The sequence below is a fragment of the Arcobacter sp. F2176 genome, from assembly GCF_004116465.1.
GTDB lineage: Bacteria > Campylobacterota > Campylobacteria > Campylobacterales > Arcobacteraceae > Arcobacter > Arcobacter siniprincipis.
The window spans coordinates 1-21,444 of the sequence record NZ_PDJV01000006.1; the positions used below are offsets into that span (position 1 = coordinate 1).

Sequence of the window (21,444 nt, forward strand, 5' to 3'; positions counted from 1 at the left end):
AGCGAAAGCTATTGCTGCTGATATGAAAAATCAAGCTGTAAAAGATGCCGTAGCAAACGGTCAGATTCCTGAGATTGTAGCGCTTATTGCGTATTTGAATTCTTTAAAATAAGAGGTTATTATGAGTCATGAAGAACTAGTTGATTTACAAGGGTATTTGAAATTTTTTCTTTTACTTGTAGTATTTATTATATTTTACTCTTACGCTTATTCTATATATAAAAGGGATAAAAAAGGTAAGAGAGATTTTGAAAAATATTCAAACTTAGTACACGATGATTCGATTGACTCTGAACCTCTTGAAGATAGAAACAACAATTTAGACGAAAAAGAGAAGGAGAAATAGTATGAAATCTATGGTAATAGGTGGAATTATTCTTATCGTCGCTTTATTAGCAGGAACTTACTTCGTTGCAGGTGATGCTTTTAATAGTGATGATTATATCAACAGTTTAACAATGCTTGGAGCAGTTGCAATTATTACAATTACAGTATTTGTTGCTCTTAAGTATATTAATCAAATGAAAAATGATACTGCTGGTGGTGATTTAGCAGAAGAAAAATGGGATGGTATTGGTGAGTATAAAAATCCAATTCCTACAGGTTGGGGTTTAGCATTTATAGGAACAATTGTTTGGTTATTTTGGTACATGACAATTGGTTATCCAACAAATGGATTCTCACAAATTGGTCAATGGAATGAAGAAACTATTGAATTTAATAAAAAGTTTGAGTCAAAATGGGAAAACCCATCTAAAGATACTTTAACTGCAATGGGTGAATCTGTATTCTTAGTACAATGTTCTCCTTGTCATGGTGTTGATGCAGAAGGTATTAATGGAAAAGCTCAAAACTTAACAAAAAGAATGTCACAATCTTCAGTTGAGTATGTGATTAAAAATGGTGCAAATAACCTTAAAACAGTATACCCAGGTGGTATGCCTCCTATGATGTTAACAGATGAAAAAGATATTAAAGATGTATCTTCATATGTTGCAGGTGGGTTTAAGGGTGAACAACCAGCTTCATTTGGTGTGTGTGCAGGTTGTCATGGTGCAGATGGAAAAGGTATGGCATATGTTGCTCCTAATATCAGAAACTATACAGCAGATTTAATTTCAGCAGTATTAGAAAATGGTAAAAAAGGTGAAATTGGTCAAATGCCAGCATTCAAAGGTAGATTAAATGCTACTCAAGAAAAAGCAGTTGCTGCTTATATTCAAAGTTTAGGAGAGTAATATGGCTGGAAATTCTCAAATGAACGAAAATGAGAGAGGTATCTTTGCTCTTAGTGGAATTACTGGTATGTTGATTGCTACAGTTTTATTACTGTCAATTCTTGCTTTTTTAACTATAAATGCAATAGGTGTTCAACAGAATGAAGCGCAAAACTTCTATAAAATCAACCAAGACTTAAATGGTCTTAAAGCTAATAGTCCTGATAATTCTAGTCAGTACGAGCTTGTTGGTAAAGTGAAGTAAGGAGTAAACAATGGATAAAATTATCGGACTATTATTATTAGGTTCAGCTTTACTTACTGCCTATTTATCATTCTTTGATTCTTCAAGAATTTTTGTAGGATAAATGAAAGCTTTCAATATCTTAAAAATAGCAGTGTTATCACTGCTATTTTTTTTAATCCCACTAAATGCAAGCATAAACAAGTATGTATTATCAGATGATGTTGTAATTGATCCAAGAACAGCACAAAAAATACTTGAAATTGGATCTGAAGTAAAAGATAAAACAAATGTAAATTTATATGTATATGTAAAAACTGATTTAGGAATAGATAAAAATATACCTATAAAAGAAAAAATGCAATTAATTAAAAAAGAAGAGGCTGAATTAACTTCAACTCTAAGTGAACCTTATGCAGTATTAACAATAGCAGTGGAACAAATGCATGTTAATCTACTTATGTCTGAAAAACTCAAAAGTATAATTAATAAAAATGATATTTTAGATGGTTATGTTGTGCCATTACTTGCTTCAAAAGATAAAAATACACTTTTTACAAAAATTAGTGCTGCTGTACTAAATGGATATTCTGAAATGGCTGATGATGTTGCTCATGCCAATGGAATTGAAAAACTTGAATCCGGAATTCCAAGTTCAGGTAAAACAGCTGGAACTATTTGGAAAGTATTTATGTATACTTTAGTTATACTTGGTGTGTTTTTATATACTTTTGCAGTATTGAAATCAAAAAAGAAAAAATAGGTAATAAATGAAAAAAAGAAATTATTGGCCGTTATTTTTTATAGCTATATTTACATTTACATTTTCAATGGTTATTTGGACCGTTATGTCAGCTATAAAAACACCAGTACACGAGGATAAATCATTTTTAAGTTCATATCACATTATGGATGTGGAGTTTAATGAAATAGTTGATTATAATGAAAAATTTTCTAAAAAATATAATCTTAAAATGAAAATCAATGATAAAGAGTTTGATGGCATTGTATTAAATGATGTCTTTTTATCTCAAAGAGTGATTGACCAAAAATCAATGCATAAAGATATCTTTAAAATGGGTATAAACAATATCTCTTTTGATTTAACAACTAAAGATGGAGTAAAAGTTCCAAATTTTAAAATTAGTTTTAAAGTTACTAGAACTACAAATAGTTATTCTGATATTGATATAAACAATGATGAAACTAAGAATGATAAATTTACTTTTAATCTAGAAAAAGCAGGTAATTGGAATATAACTGGAATACTTGAGACAAATGATGGAGAAAAAGGTTTCTTTTATATAAAATCAAATGCTACAAACAAGTAAAACACTTATAGTATACCCAACTTCTAGAGCTATAAGAGAATCTATAAAAAGAAGAAGCAGTGAAAATTTATTGCTTCCTTCTTATTTAACAATCGATGAATTCTTAAAAAAATCCATATCCATAAAAAATAATAAATATATTGATGAAGAGCAAAGGTTTTTATATTTAAAAGATGCTTCTGATATAAAAAATCTTAATAAACTTGGTATTTCAAACAACTTTACTTCCTTTTTAAAACAATCAGATTATTTATTTAGATTTTTTGGCGAATTAGCTGCTGAAAAAGTATCAATTGACAGTATTGATGAAGTTGATACCTATGAATACTATAAAGAACATATAACAATATTAAAACAAATATATAATAACTATATAAAAATACTTGATGATAATAATGTTGTCGATAAAATAAATCTACCAAATAATTATGAAATTAATCAAAACTTTTTAAATAGATATGAAAGTATAGAAATATATTTTGAAGGATATTTTACTAATTTTGAATTGGAAATTATATTTGAAATATCAAAACATACTAAAATAATAGTTAATCTATTTTCAAATAAATACAATCAAAAATCAATACAAAGTTTTATTAATTTTGGTTTTGAATTAGAAGAAGGTTATGAATATAAAATCGACTTATCAAACAAAAAAATAATAGAAAAACATAAAGAAATATCAAACTTGAAAAATACAAAAGCAGTTGCATTTACAAGTAGAATAAATCAAATAGCTTTTATAAAAGAGTCAATAACAGATGCTATAAATGATGGAATAAGACCTGAAAATATAGCATTAATAGTTCCTGATGAAAAGTTTGTAGAACTATTGGAACAATTTGATGATGAACAATATTTTAATTATGCTATGGGTAAAAGCATAATTAATAGTAAGATTTATAAAGTGATAAATTCCATATACTCTTATTTAAACGAAAATGAGAGAAAAACAAAAGAATCAATAGAGTTTTATAAAATCAATTTTGAAATGATTGATAGTATTAAAAAAATATGGAATAAAAAACTAGATAAGATAAATTTTGATATTCTGATTGAGTATTTAAAATCAATAGAACACAATAAAGAGTTAATAGAAAAATTTGATGAATTAACTTATAAATTAAATCATCTATTTTTTAATAGTTTTCAAAATATACTTTTCAAAGAAGCTGTAAAAATACTTATTCAAAAGATACAAAAAATAACTCTTGATGATATTAATTCTGGTCTTATTACAGTAATGGGTTTACTTGAAACTAGAGCTGTTGAGTTTGAAGCAATTATAATCTGTGATTTCAATGAAAACTATATACCAAAATCAAGTATTAAAGATAAATTTTTATCATCAATTATTAAAAAAAGAGTAAAGCTTCCTACTCAAAAAGATAGGGAGAATTTACAAAAATACTACTATTATAGATTGATGAATAAAGCTAAAAATCTCTATATCTCATATATTCAAAATGAGACAATGCAAATAAGTAGATTCGCAGATGAATTGTTTAAAGACAAAATCAACTCAGCTACAAAAGATAAACAATATAAACAAATACTTTATAAGAACAGATCAATAAATCATTTTAGTGAAAATATTGAACATGAGATTGATTTATCAAAGCAAGAATGGTCAGCTACTTCACTTAAAAAGTATTTAGAATGTAAAAGAAAGTATTACTTAGAGTATATATGTAAAATAAAAGAGCATAACATAAGCTTAAAGCCAAAAGGTTTTGAATTGGGAAGTATGGTTCACAAAACACTAGAAAGTGCATATAAGAGCTTTGAGATACAAAATATTAATTATGAGCTAATAAAATCAATATTTGAAAAACAGATAAATGAAAATCCCTTTTTACTTTTGGATAAAGAAATATTTTTAAAAAAATTAAATACTTTTGTAGAGTTTGAAAACAAAAGATTTGAAGATAAAAGTTTGAGTGTATTAGAAATAGAAAAAGACTTTAAATTTGATTACAATGGAATAATTTTAAAAGGAAGTATTGATAGAATTGATAAAAAAGATGATAAGTATTTATTGATTGATTATAAGACCTCTTCAAGTCTAAAAATTGATAGTCTTAAAACTTATGAAAATAGCGTTGACTTTCAATTGGAATTTTATTATTTAGCATGTATAGAACTCTTTGGATATGAGAATATAAAAGCATTTTATTATGATTTAAATAGTTCAAAACTACTTGAAGAAGTTATGTTAATAGAAAAGTTAGAATTACTAAAAGAGATATTTTTAGAGTTAAAAACAAAAAAAGTAAATTTTGAAAAATGCGACAAAACATCTACTTGTCAGTATTGTGAGTTTAAAACTATTTGTGATAGGTAAAAGTACAAGATAACTCTTGCACTTTTGGCTTATCTAGCCGTTGCTATTAAAACATCTTCAATCATTTTTGTAATATCTCCATCCAAAATTGCTTCAACATTTGAATATCCAATGTTGCTTCTTGTATCTTTTATTTGTTGATATGGTTGCATTACATAAGATCTAATTTGATGTCCCCAACCAATCTCGCTTTTTTCAACACCATCTTTTACAGCTTGTTGTTTCTCTAACTCATATTCATAAAGTCTAGATTTTAGCATCTTCATGGCACTTGCTTTATTTTTATGTTGAGATCTATCATTTTGACACTGTACAACAATATTTGTGGCAATATGAGTGATTCTAATAGCACTTTCTGTTTTATTAACATGTTGTCCACCAGCACCACTTGATCTATATGTATCTATTCTAATATCTTTATCTTCCACAACAATATCAATGTTGTCATCAATTTCAGGACTTACCATAACTGATGCAAATGAAGTATGTCTTTTAGCATTTGAATCAAAAGGAGAGATTCTTACAAGTCTATGAATACCATTTTCAGCTTTTAAATATCCATAGGCATTTTCACCTTTTATGATAAAAGAAACATCTTTAAGGCCTGCTTCTTCACCATCTTGATAATCAAGAACTTCTATTTTGAAATCCATTCGTTCAGCCCATCTTAGATACATTCTATAAAGCATACTCGCCCAATCTTGAGACTCAGTTCCTCCAGCTCCTGGATGAATAGAAATAATAGCATTAGATGAATCATCAGGATTACTTAGCATTACAGATATCTCAGTAGATCTTATAAGATTATCTAACTCTTCAGCTTCCCCATAAAGTAATTCAAAAGTATCTTCATCTTTTTCTTCAAGTGCCATCGCATAAAGTTCATTTGTACCACTTAAAGACTCATTAGCTTTGTTAAATTTAGATAATTTACTCAATATTCTATTTTTTTCAATACCTATTTTTGTAGCAGTTTCCACATCATTCCAAAAGTCTTGTGAAGACTCTAACTCTTCTATCTCTTTTAGTCTTGATTTTAATACATCAGGTTTGAGTATATCTTTTATATTTTGAAGTTTTTTATTTAATAATTTGATTAATTCAGAGTATTCGTATGCATCCATTTAGTTTTTCCTTTAAAATGGAATTATACTAAAAATAAGTATAAGAAGCGTTTAGACTAAACTAAGAGTAAACTCTTAGTTAGATTTTGGTTTTTTTTCGTCTTTTTGGTTAATAGCTTGAAGATATACATATACATTATTTATATCATTTGTATCCATAATAGATGCATATTGAGCCATTTGAAAAGCTGTTCCTCTATCATACCCACTTCCATTTACATAGTCTCTAATAGTAGCAGTAAAATCAAATAGATTTAATTTATTTATTGCTCTTGATCTTCCTGGAAGTTTTTCACCATTGATTCCATGACATGTTTCACATTTTTTGATATATAGATTTTTACCAGAAATAGACATTTTGATTCTTTTTTCTTCTTTTGAAGCTATTTGTGAGGCAACATCTTTTTGCTCTAGTCTTTGTATGATTTGATTTTCTAAAGCTTGCATATCAATATTTTGCATATTTACTTCATCTTTTTTTAATATATAAATATAATTATTTCCATCTATTTTTATATCATCAATTTTCCAGCCATCTTTTTTCATATCTTTTAGTGATTTATTTCCATTACATAGACCACCATCTAGATTTATAGACTCTATAGTAGAAAAATCAGTATGATTTTGTTTATAGCACATAGTAGTTTGTGCAAAACTTGAAGTTATAAGAAATGCTAATAGTGAAAATGGTTTTATAAGATTCATTTTTGTCCTTTAAAATTATTGCAATATTTTAGCGTAATTTTATAAAAAGTGCATAAAAAAAGGCTGGAATATTATTCCAGCCTTTTATCACATAAAATAAATAAACTCTAAGATTAGAATTTATATTGAACGTGAATTCTTCCTCTAGTACTATCATTGTTTTCTGTAGAACCAGTGTCTTTTGTATATTGTCCATATCTTAAGTATGCACTTAAGTTTTTACTCATAGAGTAATTAAATTGTGCATAATATTCTTCTTCTTCTACATCATTAGATGTAGCAGTAGAATAATCTACATTAGCATAGTTAGCAGAGATATTTAAAGAAGGTAATACTTGGAAACCAAGTCTTACTTGCCAGTAATCAGCATCAGCTTTACCATTAGCATCTACAGACCAAGCAGAGATACTTGTAGTAGCATCAGTATCTAGAGCAACTAAACCACCATCATTATCTGTAGTAGCATAAGCAACTTTTGCATCAAAGATACCAGCTTTTGCAGTTACAGTAAGTTGTAATAAATCATTATCATCACTTGAACCATCTAAATCAAGAGATGTATATCTGATGTCTCCACCTAAAGTTACAGCATCAAGATCAAATGAAGCATTTGCACCAAGTGTATATGTATCAAATACATTATCCATATCTAAGTACCATGCATCTAAAGCAACAGGACCAACTTTACCCATTACACCAACAGTATAAATATCTTTTGAACCAAATTTTTGTCCAATAGCATCATTTACTGCATCAGAATTAGTACTTTTTTTACCAAAAGTTGATTGTGCATCTCCACTATCACCAAGATTTGTTTGGTTAAAGTAAGCACCAGCAATAGTAACAGGTCCAACAGTAGTTAATGCTAAGATACCTGTACCAGTTTGCTCATTTCCTGAAGCATCAACAGCTACAGTCCAAGGAGTAGTTAAACCTTGTTTACCAACGATAACTGTAGTATTTGCAATACCAGTATATGCGAAGTTAGCATTTGTTAATTCTACATCTAAGTTTGTGTCACCATTTGATTGAGTGTCAAGTTTTCCAAAGTTTGCAGAAGCATCTTGGCTACCAATTACAAATCTTGTATTTGCAGTAACATCATCATTAACTTTTGATTTTAGATTTAAACCAATTTTATAGTGATTAACTGTATTTGAATGATTTGTACCAGTTTGTTTAACATCATCTTGATAATCATTATATCTATATACCATAGTTCCTGATACATCTACATTTTTGATAGCTTCTGTTAAAGGTTGTGCACTAGCAGTTGTTCCAGCTACAGCGATTGCAGCTATTAAACTCATTTTTACGAATTTTTTCATTTGATCTCCTGAAAGGGTTATTTTTAAATCAGTTCCTCGGACGCGCGAACAATCTTCTTGTATAAATACTTGAAAGATACTTTCCGATTCACCGTTGCGAAAATTTTACATGCTTTAAAATTAAAGTTTTCTTAATTTGAAGGTTTTTGAGTAATTTAATCTATTATTTTAAGTTTTATTTATAAAAAGGCCATATTTTATAGGCTTACGCTTACTTTGCAATTAGGCAAAATATCTGGTTTTTGTATACTTATTTTTAGGTTTTTTATAGAATATTTTTTATTTAAATGTTTTTTTAAGTTTAAAAGAGCATCTTCAATTAGTTCAAATTTATTTTTTATCATTATTTTTTGAATGCTTGATGCTACTTTTGAATAATCTATAAATTCAAAATTTGAGTAGTTATAAGAAAAAGAACAGTTTATTATCACCCTTTGTTTATTCTTTCGCTCAAAGGGTAATATTCCAATAATGCAATCAAAAGTAAGATCTTCGATTTTTACTTTCATTATACTGCTTTTAGCTCTTCTTTTTTGATAAGTCTTATTATATTTGGAATATGTTTATAAAAAATTATAAATGAAATCAAATACATAGGTGCATTTGAATTTACTCCTAATTCATTGTTAAATATAATTGCTGCAATTATTACAGCAACTAATCCTAAAAGAGAAGATAAAGAAGAGATTTTTAAAACTTTTGCACAAAATCCCCAAACAATAGCACCAATAAGTGTAGGAATAGGAATTAGTACTAAAAATACACCAAGTCCAGTAGCAACCCCCTTTCCACCTTCAAGTCCTAAATAAATACTATAACAATGCCCAACCACAGCTAACACAGCAATAGTCCAAAGTGTAGCTTCACTTACTCCATAGGCTTGTGCGATAAGAAGGATGATTGTACCTTTTATGGCATCAAGAATAACAGTTGCAAGACCTAGTTTTTTTGCTAAGCTTGGATTTGTCTGCTTTACTACTCTTAGAACATTTGTGGCACCTATTGATTTACTTCCATGCTTTTTTATATCTACCCCTGCAAATGTTTTAGCTAGAAGTAAACCAAAGGGAATAGACCCTATTAAATAAGCTAAAATATAAAAAATAAGATTTGTATTTAAAAAATCCATTATGACCTCAATTAATTTTTTTGATTATGTTTAAATGGATTATAACAAAAATTTTGTTATATTCCCGTTAAATGTTAAATATTATAAACCTAAGGGTAAATTTTGAATTTAAAAGATGAAATAATAAAATTAAAAGAGGAACTTGACGTAACTTTAGTCGCTCACTTTTATCAAAGAGATGAAGTGTTTGAATTAGCAGATATTACAGGAGATTCTTTAGAATTAGCTAAAAAAGCTATGGAAACAAGTAGTAAATATATAGTATTTTGTGGTGTTGGATTTATGGGTGAGAGTGTAAAAGTTATGAGTCCACAAAAAAGAGTTCTTATGCCAAAAATCGCATGTTGTGCGATGGCTAGAATGATTGATGTGGATTATTTTGATGAATCATTAGCCAAACTAAATGCAATGGGAGTATCAAGTGATGAACTTCTTCCTATAACATATATTAATTCAAGTGCAGCAGTAAAAGCTAGAGTTGGAGAAATGGGTGGTATGGTTTGTACCTCTTCAAATGCATATAAAATCATAGAAAAAGGTTTAAAGTCTGGTAAAAAAATATTTTTTGTACCAGATAGATGTTTAGGACAAAATTTTGCAAAAAGTCTTAATCTAAAATCAACTGTTATAGGTGATGGAACTGATCCAAAAGAAGCAGATATTATTTGTTATGATGGTTTTTGCTCTGTTCACCAACTCTTTTCAACTGATGATATTGAGTTTTATAGAAATAAATATCCAGATATCTTAATTGCAGTTCATCCTGAATGTGATCCAAAAATTTGTGATATGGCTGATTTTGTAGGTTCTACTTCTCAACTTATCAAATTTATAAAAGAGTTACCAGCTGAACAAAAGGTTGCAGTTGGAACTGAGTATAATATGGTAAATAGATTAAGAGAGAAAAATACTTATATCTTAAGTTCAACAAAACCAGAATGTCCAACTATGAATGAGACAACTTTACAAGATGTTTATAATTGTTTAAAAGAGATAAAAGATGGTAAAGAAGTATTTTCAAATGAAATTTTTGTAAATGACAATGTAATAAAATGGGCAAAAGTAGCACTACAAAGGATGTTTGAAGTATGATTAATATTAAAAAGTTTGTAAAAAATGCTATTATTGAAGATAATGGTAGAGGGGATTTATTCTTTGATGTTGCGCCTAAAGGAAGATTTACAGCAAAAGTTATCTCAAAAGATGATGGAATCTTAGCTGGTGAGATTTATGCAAAAGCCTTATCAAAAACTGAAAAATTTGATTGTAAGTTTTTAAAGCATGATGGGGAAGTAATCAAAAAAGGTGATATTATCGCAAAGCTTGATGGGAAAGCAGCTGTTTTACTCTCAAGCGAGCGAACATTTCTAAATATGCTTCAACATGCTTCGGGAATAGCTACTATGGCTAATTCATATGCTTCTTTGATAAAAGATTTAGATGTAGTTTTACTTGATACTAGAAAAACAAGACCACAACTTAGAGATTTTGAAAAATATGCAAGTAGAGTAGGAGGAGCTATTAATCACCGACTTGGACTTGATGATTGTCTGATGTTAAAAGATACTCACCTTCGAACAATTATGAATCTAAAAGAGTTTATTCAAAGAGCAAGAAAGAGAATCTCTTGGGTTACTAAAATAGAGATTGAGTGTGAAAGCTTAGAACAAGTAAAAGATGCAATGGAAGCTGGTGGTGATATAATTATGTGTGATAATATGACTCCAGAACAAATAAGAGAAGTTGTAAAATATAGAAATGAAACCCATCCTCATATAGTATTAGAAGCTAGTGGAAACATTAATTTAAATACTGTAAGAGATTATGCTTTAACAGGGGTTGATGCATTGAGTTCTGGAAGTATTATACATCAAGCAACTTGGTTAGACTTTTCTATGAAATTTGATTAGTGGTTAACTTTTGATTAGTGTTATTATGATAGGATTAAAATGATTTTAAAAAGGAGCGTATTTGAGTAAAGATTTTATAACAAATAATAAAGTAAATACTGCCTCTTTTGTGAGTGCTTTAAAATTGATTGAGAAATCAAAATATATTTTAATAATCACTCATGTAAATCCCGACCCTGATACTATTTGTTCAGGACTTGCACTTTCAAACTATTTATCTGAAAATAAAATTAAACATAAAGTTTTTAATGCAGGAAAAAATCTTCCTGCGAAATGTGATTTTATAAATAGATATGAAAAAATAACAGATCAAATCCCAAAATTTTATGATTTGGTTATCTCTGTTGATTGTGGTACTTCAAATAGATTTGGAATAACACTTCCTGAAGATATACCTTTGATAAATTTTGACCATCATAAATCAAATGATGATTTTGGAACTATAAATATAGTAGATATTAATAAGTCTTCAACTTCTGAAATAGTATATGACTTTTTTAGATTTAATGGATTGTATATTACAAAAAATACAGCAGAAGCACTTTATGTGGGAATATATGATGATTCATTGGCTTTTACAACTCCAAGATGTGATGAATTTACTTACGAAAAAATTAATTTTTTAGTTAAATGTGGAGCTAGTCCTGTTTATATTGCTGATAAGTTTATAAAAAGAGATTCTTTAGCAAAATATAGAATTTTGCCTAAGATTTTCAATAGTTTGGAACTTCTTGATGAAGGTAAAATAGCAACAATATATGCAACAAAAGAGTGGTTTGAAGAGAGTGGGGCAACAACACTTGAAACAGAAGTTGCACTAGATATGGTTTTAAATATTGCTATTGTAAAAGTAGCGATTTATTTTAGAATTGTAAATGATAAAGTTAGAGTCTCTCTTAGATCAAAAGAGAAAATAGATGTTTCAAAAGTAGCTTCTACTTTTGGTGGAGGTGGGCATTTAAATGCCGCAGGATGTGTTATACAAACTGATGATATTTTTGAAGCAAAAGAGATTATATTAAAGGAAATTCTTGAGAAATAAAAGTAGTTTTGGGAAAGTAGTATTATTTATATTTATAATAGGTGCCATTGTAGCTGGTTGTTTTGTTTATTTATCGCCTATGTTTGAGAAAAATCCCCCGAAAGTAGATTTTAAAGATAATATATATTGGAATTTAAAAAGCAAACTAAACCTTGGTATTAGTGATGATAGTGGTGTTAAATTTTATAAAGTAATATTTAAAGATGGAAATAAAGAGATAGTATTAGATTCAAAAGTATTATTAGAACCAGAAAAAAATATCAATTTGGAACTAAAATCACCAGAACTTGATATGTTCTTTAAAAGTAATGATGTTGAAATCATTGTTGAAGCAGTTGATAGTAGTAAATGGAACTTTTTAGAAGGAAATAAAGTTGTTGATACTTTTCATTTAAAAATTGATAGAAAAAAACCTGTAGCTTCAGTTGTTGCTAACTCTTTTGCAGTTAGAAGAGGTGGAAGTGCTTTAGTTATAGTAAAAGTTGAAGATGAAAATTTAAAAGACTCATATATAACATTTAACAATGAACAAAGATTTGATTTGGTTCCTTTTTATAAAAAGAATTATTATGCAGCATTAATTGCTTGGCCAATAAAAATAGAAAAATTTAATATTGTAAATTTAGTTGCAATCGATAAAGCAGATAATAAATCAATAATAAAAGTGCCTTTATACATAAGAAATAGAAAAGATGATAAATCCAAAATAAAAATTAGTGATACCTTTATTCAAAATGTAAGTACAAAAGTTTTAGAACAAAGTGGAAAAGATGTACCTGATAATCTAGCTGATATTTTTTTAAAAGAAAATGAAGTTTTAAGAAACCAAAATGTACAAAAGATAGAAGAAACATCTAAAAAATTTATGGATAGAGACTTAGTAAGTGGTTTTAACCTTATTCCTTTCAAAAGATTAGAAAATGCTGCAACTGCTGGGCGATTTGGACAAGAAAGATCATATTATCATAATAACATAAAAATAGATGAAGCTTGGCATTTAGGAATTGATTGGGCAAGTGTTAAAAAAGCTGATATTTTTACTACAAATAAAGGTAGAGTAATATTTAATGACTATTTAGGAATTTATGGAAATGTTATTATAATAGATCATGGGTTTGGTTTACAATCACTTTATGCTCATACAAGTTCTTCAAATGTAACTGTAGGTGAAGAAGTTAAAGAAAATCAAAAAATCGCTAATACTGGTGCAACTGGTGCTGTTTTAGGAGATCACTTACATTTTGGTGTTTTAGTTCAAGGTTTAGAAGTAGATCCTTTAGAATGGATGGATAAAAATTGGATAAAAACAAGAATAACAGATATCATAAGTGATGCAAAAAAGGTAATAGATAGCAAATGAAACAAAGAACAATAGCAAAAGCAGTAGAAATAGTTGGAATTGGACTCCATAAAGGTGTTCCTGTAAAAATGAGATTAGAACCTTTGGAAGCTAATCAAGGAATAATCTTTTATAGGTCTGATGAAGCTTTGACAATTCCTCTAAAAATAGAAAATGTTGTTGATACAAAAATGGCGACAGTTATTGGAAAAGATGGAATTGTTATTTCAACTATTGAACATCTTTTGTCTGCTGTTTATGCTTATGGCATTGATAATTTGCGAATTGTTCTTGATAATGATGAGGTTCCAGTGCTTGATGGTAGTTCATCTGGGTATTGCATGCTAATTGATGAAGTTGGCATAAAAGAATTAAATGAATCAAAAAAAGTAATTAAGATAAAAAAAGAAGTTGAAGTTACAACTGAAGATGGCAAAAGAGTATCTTTAAAGCCCTCTAATCATATTGTTTATGATTTCTCTATTGATTTTGAAAATCCTGTAATTGGACAACAAAATTATCATTTTGATTATAGTATAGATGAGTATAAAGAAAATATCTCAAAAGCTAGAACTTTTGGATTTTTACATGAAGTGCAATATTTACGAAGTATAGGATTGGCTCAAGGTGGTAGCATGGAAAATGCTATTGTTGTAGATAATGATAAAATCTTAAATCCAGAAGGTTTAAGATATGAAAATGAATTTGTAAGACATAAGATTCTTGATGCAATAGGTGATATGTCACTTTTAGGTTATACATTAATAGGTGAATATGATGCCCATGCTGGAAGCCATCATTTAAATCATTTATTGACAAAAAAAGTTTATGAATCAGAAGATAACTATGAAATTTTAGATTTAGAAGAAGCACAAAAAGAGAGTTATGTTTTCCAAAAAGCATATGCTCTAGTTGATGCTAATTAAGGGATTATTTGATAGATATAGTAGTTATTTCAATATCAACACCAATAAAAATTGGGATTTATGAGAATCAGGTTTTAATTAAAGAGATTGAAGAAGAAGGAAAAACATCTGATATTTTACCTATAATTTTTGAAAAATTATTACAAGAGTATGATATAAAATCTATAACTTATGTAAATACACCAGGTTCTTATATGGCAATAAAAGTTGCTTATGTATTTTTAAAAACTGTTTGTATTGCTAAAAAAATAGAGTTAAATGCAACTAGTGGATTTTTGTTTAATGAGAATTCACCAATAAAAGCTTTGGGTAAAAAGTACTTTTTTAATAAAAATGGTGAAATAATTATAGATTTTTTAGAAGAAAAGAGTATAATTTCGGATTTTAAATTACCAAAAAGTTTAGATAAAACAAAATTTTCATCTAATACTTTGCCAATTTACAATTTACCAGCAGTATAAAAGGAATATAATTGAGAATTAGTGTGCCAGCTACGAGTGCAAATCTAGGGCCAGGTTTTGATACCCTAGGATTAGCTTTAAAAATAAAAAATCAAGTAACAATAAGACCAGCAAAATTTCATAGTGTATCTTTAAAAGGTGAGGGTTCAAATAATCCTATACTAAAAGATAACAATATGTTTATTGCTATTTTTAATGATTTTTATAATAATTTATCACAAAAAAAGAGATCTTTTAGATTTGAATTTGAAAATCAAATTCCACTATCAAGAGGTTTAGGAAGTTCGTCTGCTGTAATTGTTAGTGCAATTGCATCAGCATATGCTATAGAAGAGATGGAATTGCCAAAAGAAAAATTACTTAATTTAGCGCTTGCTTATGAGTCTCATCCAGATAATATTACGCCAGCCGTTATGGGTGGGTTTACAGTCTCATCAGTTGAAGATAATGAAGTAAAATTTATAAATAAATCTATTCCTAAAAGTTTAAGTGCGGTAGTTGTTGTTCCTAATAGACCAATTTCTACACAACTTTCAAGAAAAACTTTACCATATAAATATTCTAAAGAAGATGCTATATTTAATCTATCTCACTCTTCATTATTAACAGCTGCTTTTATGAGTGAAAATTGGGAAATGTTAAAAATAGCTTCTCAAGATAAATTTCATCAAAGTTATAGAATGAGACAAATGCCAGAGCTTTTTGAGGTTCAAAAATGCTCTTTAAATAGTGGTGCTTTAATGAGCACTTTATCTGGTTCTGGTTCTACACTTTTTTCTATTTGTTATTTTGAAGATGCAAAGAAAATTGAGAAAGAATTAAGAGCAAAATTTCCACATTTTAAAGTTTTTATTTCTGGTTTTGATAACTATGGAATTAAAGTTGAAGCATAAAAATTGGAAATTTAATAAATTTTGGATATAATCATTGCCTAAATTAGAAAAACCTATAAGAACTTGTATAGTTTGTCGTAGTAAACTAAGTAAAGAAAACCTAGTGAGACTTCAATGTAAGGATTACAAACTTATCAGTTTTGATGGAATAGGTAGGAGTTTCTATATTTGTAAAGAGTGTCAAGAGAAAACTCTTTTAGACGAAGAAACAAAAAAAATTGAAAAAGCACTTTTTAAACAGTGTAAAAAAAAAGACGAGTACTTGGTACAACTTAAGGAGATAATAACGCATGTCAGATAACGTAAGAGTATATGAAATTGCAGAAGAAGCTGGGGCTAGCAGCAACCATGTCATAAATAAAGCAAAAGATTTAGGAATTGAACTTAAATCACCTCAAAGTCAAACAACTGTTGAGGATGCAGAAGAGATAGTAAACTATATAATGACTGGAAAAAGTAAAAAACTTCCACAAAAGAAAAAAGTAGTTAAGAAGGCTGAACCTAAAATAGTCAAAGAAGAACCTGTGGTAAGCGAAGAAACTAAGCCAAAAGAAGAACTTACTGTTAAAGAAACTAAGGTTGAAGAACCAAAAGAAGAAATTAAGCCAGTAATTGAAAAACCTAAAAAAACTGAAGATACTAGCCCTAAAAAAACTGATGATACTCAAGAAGTTACTGATACTTTATCTGTTAAAAAAGTTGTACCTAAAAGAAGAGGTTTAAAAATTGTTAAAAAGAAAAAACCTGAAGAACCAAAAATAGAAAAAAAAGAAGAACCAACTTTCTCTTCAGCTGATTCTTCTCAAGTAAAAAAACCTATGAAATCTCTTAGTGAAATTCTAGGTGGAAATAATAATCAAGAAAATCAATCAGAAGCGGCAAAAGCAAAAGCTAAAGTTCAAAAGAAAAAAGCACCACCACGAGCTCATGAGCATGGAAAAGTATTAGAAATATCAAAACAAGAGTTTAAAGAGTCTGATGATTCATTATTAGGTGAAGAAGTTGTTTTACTTGATATGGGATTAACTGATACATCAAAACTATTTGATGATCCACATAAACCAGCAAAAAATAATAATGATAAACAAACTAGAAGTTCAAAACCTGCTGCCTTTGGAAATAGACCTCAAGGTTTAAAAAGAGGTAGAAGAAAGAAAAGAATTAAAAGAGAAGTTGAAGCAGCAGAAGTAACTGAAATCACAATACCTGAAGATGTTAGGGTTTATGAGTTTGCAGAAGCTTGTGGGAAAAGTGCTTCAGAAGTAATTACAGTACTATTTTCTTTAGGAATGATGGTTACAAAAAATGACTTCTTAAAACAAGATGAATTAGAAATTCTTGGTGAAGAGTTTGGTATTGAAGTAACTGTAAAAGATGCTTTAGAAGATGTTAATTATGTAGAAGATTTCGATGAAGAAATTGATAAATCTAATTTCGTAACTAGGCCACCAGTTGTAACAATAATGGGACATGTTGACCATGGTAAAACTTCATTATTAGATAAAATTAGAAGCGCAAAAGTTGCAAAAGGTGAAGCTGGTGGAATTACTCAACATATTTCTGCTTATACAGTTGAACAAAATGGTAAAAAGATCACTTTCGTGGATACTCCAGGACATGCTGCTTTTAGTGAAATGAGATCAAGAGGTGCAAGTGTAACTGATGTTATTATCATAGTTGTTGCAGCTGATGATGGTGTTAAACCACAAACTGAAGAAGTAATCGCACATGCAAAAGCTAGTGGTTGTCCAATCATTGTTGCAATGAATAAAATGGATAAAGAAACTGCAAATCCTGATATGGTTAAATCACAAATGGCAGAAAAAGAGATGCTTCCTGTTGATTGGGGTGGAGACATTGAGTTTATCGGTGTTTCAGCTCATACTGGTGAAGGTATTGATGATTTACTTGAAAATATTTTAATTCAAGCAGAAATGTTAGAATTAAAAGCAGATCCTAGTTCAAAAGCAAAAGCTACAGTTGTGGAAGCTACACTTGAAAAAGGTAGAGGTCCAGTTGCAACTGTAATCGTGCAAAGTGGTACGCTAAGAGTTGGTGATAATATTGTTAGTGATACTACATATGGTAGAGTGAAAGCTATAACTAATGATATGGGACAACCTGTAAAAGAATTAGGACTTTCAGAAACTGGTAATGTATTAGGATTAAATGATATTCCTACATCTGGTTCAGTTATGGTTGTTCAAGATAGTGAAAAAGAAGCTAGAGATATTGCTACTACTAGAGCTGAACATGCAAGAGCAAAAGAGTTATCTAAATCAACTAAAGTATCTTTAGAAGAGATGAGTGGATTAATTGCAGAAGGAAAAATCAAACAACTTCCAGTGATTATTAAAACTGATGTTGGTGGTTCTTTAGAAGCAATTAAAGGTTCATTAGAAAAAATCCAAAATGATGAAGTAAAAGTTAAAATTTTACATGCAGCAGTTGGTGGAATCACTGAGTCTGATGTGGTTTTAGCAGGAGCTAGTGAAGGTTGTATTATCTTAGGGTTTAATGTAAGACCTACTGGTTCTATTAAACAAAAAGCTAAAGCTGATGGAATCACAATCAATACTTACAGTATTATTTATGACTTAATTGATGATATCAAAGCTACATTATCTGGTATGATGAGTGCAGTAATTAGAGAAGAAAATACTGGTCAAGCAGAAGTTAAAGATACATTTGTTGTACCAAAAGTTGGAACTGTTGCTGGATGTTTAGTAACTGATGGTAAAGTTATCAAAGGTGGACATGCAAGAATTATTAGAGATGGTGTTGTTACATATACAGGTAAAATCTCATCACTTAAAAGATTCAAAGATGATGCAAAAGAAGTTGTTAATGGATTTGAATGTGGTATTATGTTTGAGAAATTCAATGATATAAAAGTTGGAGATTTTATCGAAACATTTATTCAAATTGAAGAAAAAATCAACATAGATTTATAATATGAAAAGTGTAAACTTACAAAGAACAGAGTCTCTACTTATGGAATTAATTCCTGAGGCTCTTGCTACTTTAAATGATAGTAGAATTAAATCATTGGGAATTACTGAAGTAAATTGTAGAAATGGTAAATATGATGCTATAGTTTATTATGATGGAAGTGATTATGATAAAAAAGAACATCAAATACTAAATAATTTATTAAGTAAAGCAAATGGACATATTAAAACTTATTGTTTAAATGCAACAGGTTGGTACAAATGTCCAAACTTTAAATTTCAAGCTGATGACAAACTAGAAAAAGACTTAAAAATAGAGTCTTTATTTGAAAAAATAAAAAAAGATACAAAAGAGGACTAATGACTTTAGAAGAATCAATTGAAATGACTGTAAAAGGTTGTGGAGTTGAATTATATGATATTTTGACTACTAAAGAAAATGATAGAGACATATTTAGAATTTATATAACATCTAAAGATGGTGTTTCACTTGATAAATGTGCCGAAATTTCAAGATTAATTTCACCTATTTTAGATACAAATGAGCCAATGTATGGAAAATATAACTTAGAAGTAAGTTCTCCTGGAATTGAGAGAAGACTAAAAAGAACAGCCCATTATATCTCTTCAGTTGGTGAAAAAGTTAAAGTAAAAGATTTTGATAAAAATGTATTAAAAGGTGAATTGGTTTTTGCCGATGAAAATGAAATAAAAGTGAAAACTCTAGAGGGTGAAGAAACTATTACCTATGATAAAATATCTTCAGCTTCAACTTATTTTGAATGGTAATATAAGGAAATATGTATGAGTTTTGAAAGCTCATTAACTTTTTTCTTAGCAATATTTATTTTTAGCATTACTCCAGGACCTGGAGTTTTTGCTCTTTTGGCAAGAGGAATGACTCTTGGCACTAAACAATGTATTCCCCTAGCTTTTGGTATGTCTATAAGTGATATTATTTACTTAATCTTCGCATGCCTAGGATTAGCAACAATCGCACAAAATTATGCTTTATTGTTTGAATTTATAAGAATAGCTGGAGCACTTTATCTATTTTATTTGGGTTATAAGATGTTTACCACACCTATTAAAATTGAAACTGTTTCAAAAGATAAAGCAGCTAAAAAAGATTTTTTCTTAGGTTTTATGCAAGGCTTTTTAATCTCAGCTTCTAATCCAAAAGTTATACTATTTTATATAGCTTTTTTACCAACATTTTTAGATATAAAATCCCTAAGTGGTTATGACATTTTTCTAGCTTCTACTTTAACACTTTTTGCATTGATGATTGGGTTAATGTTTATATCAATTTTAGCAGCCCAAGCAAAACAAGTTTTAAAATCTAAAAAAGCATTAAAAAGGTTAAACTATACAGCTGGTTCAATTATGATTGCGGCTGGAAGCTTTTTATTATTTAACAGGCAAACATAATGAAAATAGATGATAAGTTTTATATGAAGCTTGCTATTGATGAAGCATGGAAATATCAACTTCTAACTTACCCAAATCCAGCAGTTGGTTGTGTAGTTGTAAAAAATGGTGAGATTTTAGCTATAGAAGCTCACAAAGAAGCAGGAATGCCACACGCTGAAGTAAATGCATTAAAAGCAGCATATTTAAAAAAATACCCAAAAGATGATTTAAAACTAAAAAAAACTTCCCATGAAATACATGATTACTTATTAAAAAATCATAATAACTTTTTCAATGATTGTGAAATTTATGTAACCCTAGAACCATGTAATCACATAGGGAAAACTCCCTCTTGTGCAAATCTATTAAAAGAGTTAAAACCAAAAAGAGTAATCATAGCCCATGAAGATACAAATAAACAAGCCTCAGGGGGCATACAAACTCTAGAAAGTGTAAATATAGATATAAGTCTAGATTGTATGAAAAAAGAAGCCTATGACCTTCTATATCCTTTTATAAAGTGGAGCAGCGGGACATTTATATTTTATAAAATGGCACAAACCCTAAATGGCTGTATAGATGGAAAAGTATCATCTACCATGACTCAATTGTATGTACACACTCTAAGAGATAAAATAGACCTAATGCTAATAGGTGGAAATACAGTAAGAACAGACAAACCAACTCTAGACGCAAGATATATAGCTGGGAATGCCCCAAATGTAATGATCTATAGTAAAAATAAAATCTTCGATAATAATATCCCACTATTTAAAGTACCAAATAGAGAAGTAATAATAAGCGATGACTTATTTAAACTATTAGATTACAAGTTCATAATGGTAGAAGGGATTTACAACTTAATGAATATCCTAAAAGAAAGAATTGACTATATGATACTTTTAGTTAGCCCAAAAATCAGAAATGGAATCAATGCTCTAAATGAAATAGACATGGACTTCGAAATAGTTCACGAGAATTATATAGGTGAAGAAAAAATAGTTTTTTTAAAAAGAAAGTAAAAAGCCATCTTTTGGATGATTTCTGCGTTAAATCTTTAAATTTAATCGGTCACATACTTTAGTAT

Annotated in this window: 24 protein-coding genes and 1 pseudogene; 20 read left to right on the forward strand and 5 right to left on the reverse strand. The window is 28.7% G+C overall.

Features of this window, described 5'->3' with window-relative positions:
• The 7 genes and pseudogenes from CRU95_RS07000 to CRU95_RS07030 all read left to right on the forward strand — a co-directional run.
• Nucleotides 1–112, forward strand: a pseudogene (locus CRU95_RS07000) (cbb3-type cytochrome c oxidase subunit II); the annotation flags it as partial.
• Between the two features lie 9 nt (nt 113–121).
• Nucleotides 122–346 carry a CcoQ/FixQ family Cbb3-type cytochrome c oxidase assembly chaperone gene (locus tag CRU95_RS07005; protein WP_129100434.1) on the forward strand — a complete coding sequence of 75 codons (225 nt, stop codon included), beginning with the start codon at nt 122–124 and terminating at the stop codon, nt 344–346.
• 1 nt (nt 347) lies between these two features.
• Entirely contained in the window at nt 348–1,238 is an 891-nt protein-coding gene (locus CRU95_RS07010; protein ID WP_129100435.1) for a c-type cytochrome, read from the forward strand.
• 1 nt (nt 1,239) lies between these two features.
• A complete protein-coding gene (locus tag CRU95_RS07015) occupies nt 1,240–1,482 on the forward strand; it encodes a DUF4006 family protein (RefSeq protein WP_129100436.1) in 243 nt (80 codons plus the stop codon).
• Between the two features lie 103 nt (nt 1,483–1,585).
• Nucleotides 1,586–2,224, forward strand: a complete 639-nt coding sequence (locus CRU95_RS07020) for a hypothetical protein (protein ID WP_129100437.1) — start codon at nt 1,586–1,588, stop codon at nt 2,222–2,224.
• Nucleotides 2,225–2,231: 7 nt separating this feature from the next.
• Complete coding sequence (locus CRU95_RS07025; RefSeq protein ID WP_129100438.1) at nt 2,232–2,792, forward strand: hypothetical protein; 561 nt, start codon at nt 2,232–2,234, stop codon at nt 2,790–2,792.
• Complete coding sequence (locus CRU95_RS07030; RefSeq protein ID WP_129100439.1) at nt 2,776–5,136, forward strand: PD-(D/E)XK nuclease family protein; 2,361 nt, start codon at nt 2,776–2,778, stop codon at nt 5,134–5,136. The genes CRU95_RS07025 and CRU95_RS07030 overlap by 17 nt, the downstream gene beginning before the upstream one ends.
• A gap of 29 nt (nt 5,137–5,165) precedes the next feature.
• Here the strand turns inward: CRU95_RS07030 and prfB are convergent, their stop codons facing one another.
• The 5 genes from prfB to plsY all read right to left on the reverse strand — a co-directional run bounded on the left by prfB (nt 5,166) and on the right by plsY (nt 9,422).
• On the reverse strand, nt 5,166–6,260 hold the full coding sequence (gene prfB, locus CRU95_RS07035; protein WP_129100440.1) for a peptide chain release factor 2: 1,095 nt from the start codon (nt 6,258–6,260) through the stop codon (nt 5,166–5,168).
• Between the two features lie 75 nt (nt 6,261–6,335).
• Nucleotides 6,336–6,965, reverse strand: a complete 630-nt coding sequence (locus CRU95_RS07040) for a cytochrome c (protein ID WP_129100441.1) — start codon at nt 6,963–6,965, stop codon at nt 6,336–6,338.
• A gap of 113 nt (nt 6,966–7,078) precedes the next feature.
• Nucleotides 7,079–8,293, reverse strand: coding sequence for a porin (locus CRU95_RS07045; protein WP_129100442.1), 1,215 nt, complete (start codon nt 8,291–8,293; stop codon nt 7,079–7,081).
• A 197-nt stretch (nt 8,294–8,490) separates the two neighbouring features.
• A complete protein-coding gene (locus tag CRU95_RS07050; RefSeq protein WP_129100443.1) occupies nt 8,491–8,802 on the reverse strand; it encodes a dihydroneopterin aldolase in 312 nt (103 codons plus the stop codon).
• Nucleotides 8,802–9,422 carry a glycerol-3-phosphate 1-O-acyltransferase PlsY gene (plsY, locus tag CRU95_RS07055; RefSeq protein ID WP_129100444.1) on the reverse strand — a complete coding sequence of 207 codons (621 nt, stop codon included), beginning with the start codon at nt 9,420–9,422 and terminating at the stop codon, nt 8,802–8,804. The genes CRU95_RS07050 and plsY overlap by 1 nt, the downstream gene beginning before the upstream one ends.
• Before the next feature lie 102 nt (nt 9,423–9,524).
• Here plsY and nadA point away from each other — a divergent pair, with 102 nt between their 5' ends.
• The 13 genes from nadA (at nt 9,525) to ribD (ending at nt 21,379) form a co-directional block, all read left to right on the forward strand.
• Nucleotides 9,525–10,514 carry a quinolinate synthase NadA gene (gene nadA / locus CRU95_RS07060; RefSeq protein WP_129100445.1) on the forward strand — a complete coding sequence of 330 codons (990 nt, stop codon included), beginning with the start codon at nt 9,525–9,527 and terminating at the stop codon, nt 10,512–10,514.
• Entirely contained in the window at nt 10,511–11,332 is an 822-nt protein-coding gene (nadC, locus tag CRU95_RS07065; protein WP_129100446.1) for a carboxylating nicotinate-nucleotide diphosphorylase, read from the forward strand. Before nadA ends, nadC begins: the two co-directional genes overlap by 4 nt.
• A 61-nt stretch (nt 11,333–11,393) precedes the next feature.
• Nucleotides 11,394–12,374, forward strand: a complete 981-nt coding sequence (locus tag CRU95_RS07070; RefSeq protein ID WP_129100447.1) for a bifunctional oligoribonuclease/PAP phosphatase NrnA — start codon at nt 11,394–11,396, stop codon at nt 12,372–12,374.
• Entirely contained in the window at nt 12,364–13,734 is a 1,371-nt protein-coding gene (locus CRU95_RS07075) for a M23 family metallopeptidase (protein ID WP_129100448.1), read from the forward strand. The genes CRU95_RS07070 and CRU95_RS07075 overlap by 11 nt, the downstream gene beginning before the upstream one ends.
• Nucleotides 13,731–14,639, forward strand: coding sequence for a UDP-3-O-acyl-N-acetylglucosamine deacetylase (lpxC, locus tag CRU95_RS07080; RefSeq protein WP_129100449.1), 909 nt, complete (start codon nt 13,731–13,733; stop codon nt 14,637–14,639). Before CRU95_RS07075 ends, lpxC begins: the two co-directional genes overlap by 4 nt.
• An 8-nt stretch (nt 14,640–14,647) precedes the next feature.
• A complete protein-coding gene (locus CRU95_RS07085; protein WP_129100450.1) occupies nt 14,648–15,100 on the forward strand; it encodes a hypothetical protein in 453 nt (150 codons plus the stop codon).
• A gap of 11 nt (nt 15,101–15,111) precedes the next feature.
• Nucleotides 15,112–15,993 carry a homoserine kinase gene (gene thrB / locus CRU95_RS07090; RefSeq protein ID WP_129100451.1) on the forward strand — a complete coding sequence of 294 codons (882 nt, stop codon included), beginning with the start codon at nt 15,112–15,114 and terminating at the stop codon, nt 15,991–15,993.
• 34 nt (nt 15,994–16,027) lie between these two features.
• A complete protein-coding gene (locus CRU95_RS07095; RefSeq protein WP_129100452.1) occupies nt 16,028–16,294 on the forward strand; it encodes a DUF448 domain-containing protein in 267 nt (88 codons plus the stop codon).
• Nucleotides 16,284–18,947 (forward strand): translation initiation factor IF-2, encoded by a 2,664-nt coding sequence (gene infB / locus CRU95_RS07100; protein WP_129100453.1) that lies wholly within the window; start codon nt 16,284–16,286, stop codon nt 18,945–18,947. Before CRU95_RS07095 ends, infB begins: the two co-directional genes overlap by 11 nt.
• A 1-nt stretch (nt 18,948) precedes the next feature.
• A complete protein-coding gene (gene rbfA / locus CRU95_RS07105; protein ID WP_129100454.1) occupies nt 18,949–19,305 on the forward strand; it encodes a 30S ribosome-binding factor RbfA in 357 nt (118 codons plus the stop codon).
• On the forward strand, nt 19,305–19,733 hold the full coding sequence (rimP, locus tag CRU95_RS07110; RefSeq protein ID WP_129100455.1) for a ribosome maturation factor RimP: 429 nt from the start codon (nt 19,305–19,307) through the stop codon (nt 19,731–19,733). Before rbfA ends, rimP begins: the two co-directional genes overlap by 1 nt.
• Before the next feature lie 15 nt (nt 19,734–19,748).
• The gene (locus tag CRU95_RS07115) at nt 19,749–20,375 is read left to right on the forward strand and encodes a LysE family translocator (RefSeq protein ID WP_129100456.1); all 627 of its coding nucleotides are present in this window, start codon (nt 19,749–19,751) and stop codon (nt 20,373–20,375) included.
• Nucleotides 20,375–21,379, forward strand: coding sequence for a bifunctional diaminohydroxyphosphoribosylaminopyrimidine deaminase/5-amino-6-(5-phosphoribosylamino)uracil reductase RibD (gene ribD, locus CRU95_RS07120; RefSeq protein ID WP_129100457.1), 1,005 nt, complete (start codon nt 20,375–20,377; stop codon nt 21,377–21,379). The genes CRU95_RS07115 and ribD overlap by 1 nt, the downstream gene beginning before the upstream one ends.
• The last annotated feature ends 65 nt before the right edge of the window (nt 21,380–21,444 follow it).

What these genes read in the sequence shown, in the direction of transcription:
- rimP (WP_129100455.1), top strand. Translation starts at nt 19,305, where the DNA reads ATGACTTTAGAAGAATCAATTGAAATGACTGTAAAAGGTTGTGGAGTT.
- CRU95_RS07025 (WP_129100438.1), top strand. Translation starts at nt 2,232, where the DNA reads ATGAAAAAAAGAAATTATTGGCCGTTATTTTTTATAGCTATATTTACA.
- CRU95_RS07020 (WP_129100437.1), top strand. Translation starts at nt 1,586, where the DNA reads ATGAAAGCTTTCAATATCTTAAAAATAGCAGTGTTATCACTGCTATTT.
- plsY (WP_129100444.1), bottom strand. Translation starts at nt 9,422, where the DNA reads ATGGATTTTTTAAATACAAATCTTATTTTTTATATTTTAGCTTATTTA.
- rbfA (WP_129100454.1), top strand. Translation starts at nt 18,949, where the DNA reads ATGAAAAGTGTAAACTTACAAAGAACAGAGTCTCTACTTATGGAATTA.
- nadC (WP_129100446.1), top strand. Translation starts at nt 10,511, where the DNA reads ATGATTAATATTAAAAAGTTTGTAAAAAATGCTATTATTGAAGATAAT.
- CRU95_RS07040 (WP_129100441.1), bottom strand. Translation starts at nt 6,965, where the DNA reads ATGAATCTTATAAAACCATTTTCACTATTAGCATTTCTTATAACTTCA.
- infB (WP_129100453.1), top strand. Translation starts at nt 16,284, where the DNA reads ATGTCAGATAACGTAAGAGTATATGAAATTGCAGAAGAAGCTGGGGCT.
- ribD (WP_129100457.1), top strand. Translation starts at nt 20,375, where the DNA reads ATGAAAATAGATGATAAGTTTTATATGAAGCTTGCTATTGATGAAGCA.
- CRU95_RS07005 (WP_129100434.1), top strand. Translation starts at nt 122, where the DNA reads ATGAGTCATGAAGAACTAGTTGATTTACAAGGGTATTTGAAATTTTTT.
- prfB (WP_129100440.1), bottom strand. Translation starts at nt 6,260, where the DNA reads ATGGATGCATACGAATACTCTGAATTAATCAAATTATTAAATAAAAAA.
- CRU95_RS07015 (WP_129100436.1), top strand. Translation starts at nt 1,240, where the DNA reads ATGGCTGGAAATTCTCAAATGAACGAAAATGAGAGAGGTATCTTTGCT.
- CRU95_RS07115 (WP_129100456.1), top strand. Translation starts at nt 19,749, where the DNA reads ATGAGTTTTGAAAGCTCATTAACTTTTTTCTTAGCAATATTTATTTTT.
- lpxC (WP_129100449.1), top strand. Translation starts at nt 13,731, where the DNA reads ATGAAACAAAGAACAATAGCAAAAGCAGTAGAAATAGTTGGAATTGGA.
- CRU95_RS07045 (WP_129100442.1), bottom strand. Translation starts at nt 8,293, where the DNA reads ATGAAAAAATTCGTAAAAATGAGTTTAATAGCTGCAATCGCTGTAGCT.
- CRU95_RS07010 (WP_129100435.1), top strand. Translation starts at nt 348, where the DNA reads ATGAAATCTATGGTAATAGGTGGAATTATTCTTATCGTCGCTTTATTA.
- CRU95_RS07030 (WP_129100439.1), top strand. Translation starts at nt 2,776, where the DNA reads ATGCTACAAACAAGTAAAACACTTATAGTATACCCAACTTCTAGAGCT.
- CRU95_RS07050 (WP_129100443.1), bottom strand. Translation starts at nt 8,802, where the DNA reads ATGAAAGTAAAAATCGAAGATCTTACTTTTGATTGCATTATTGGAATA.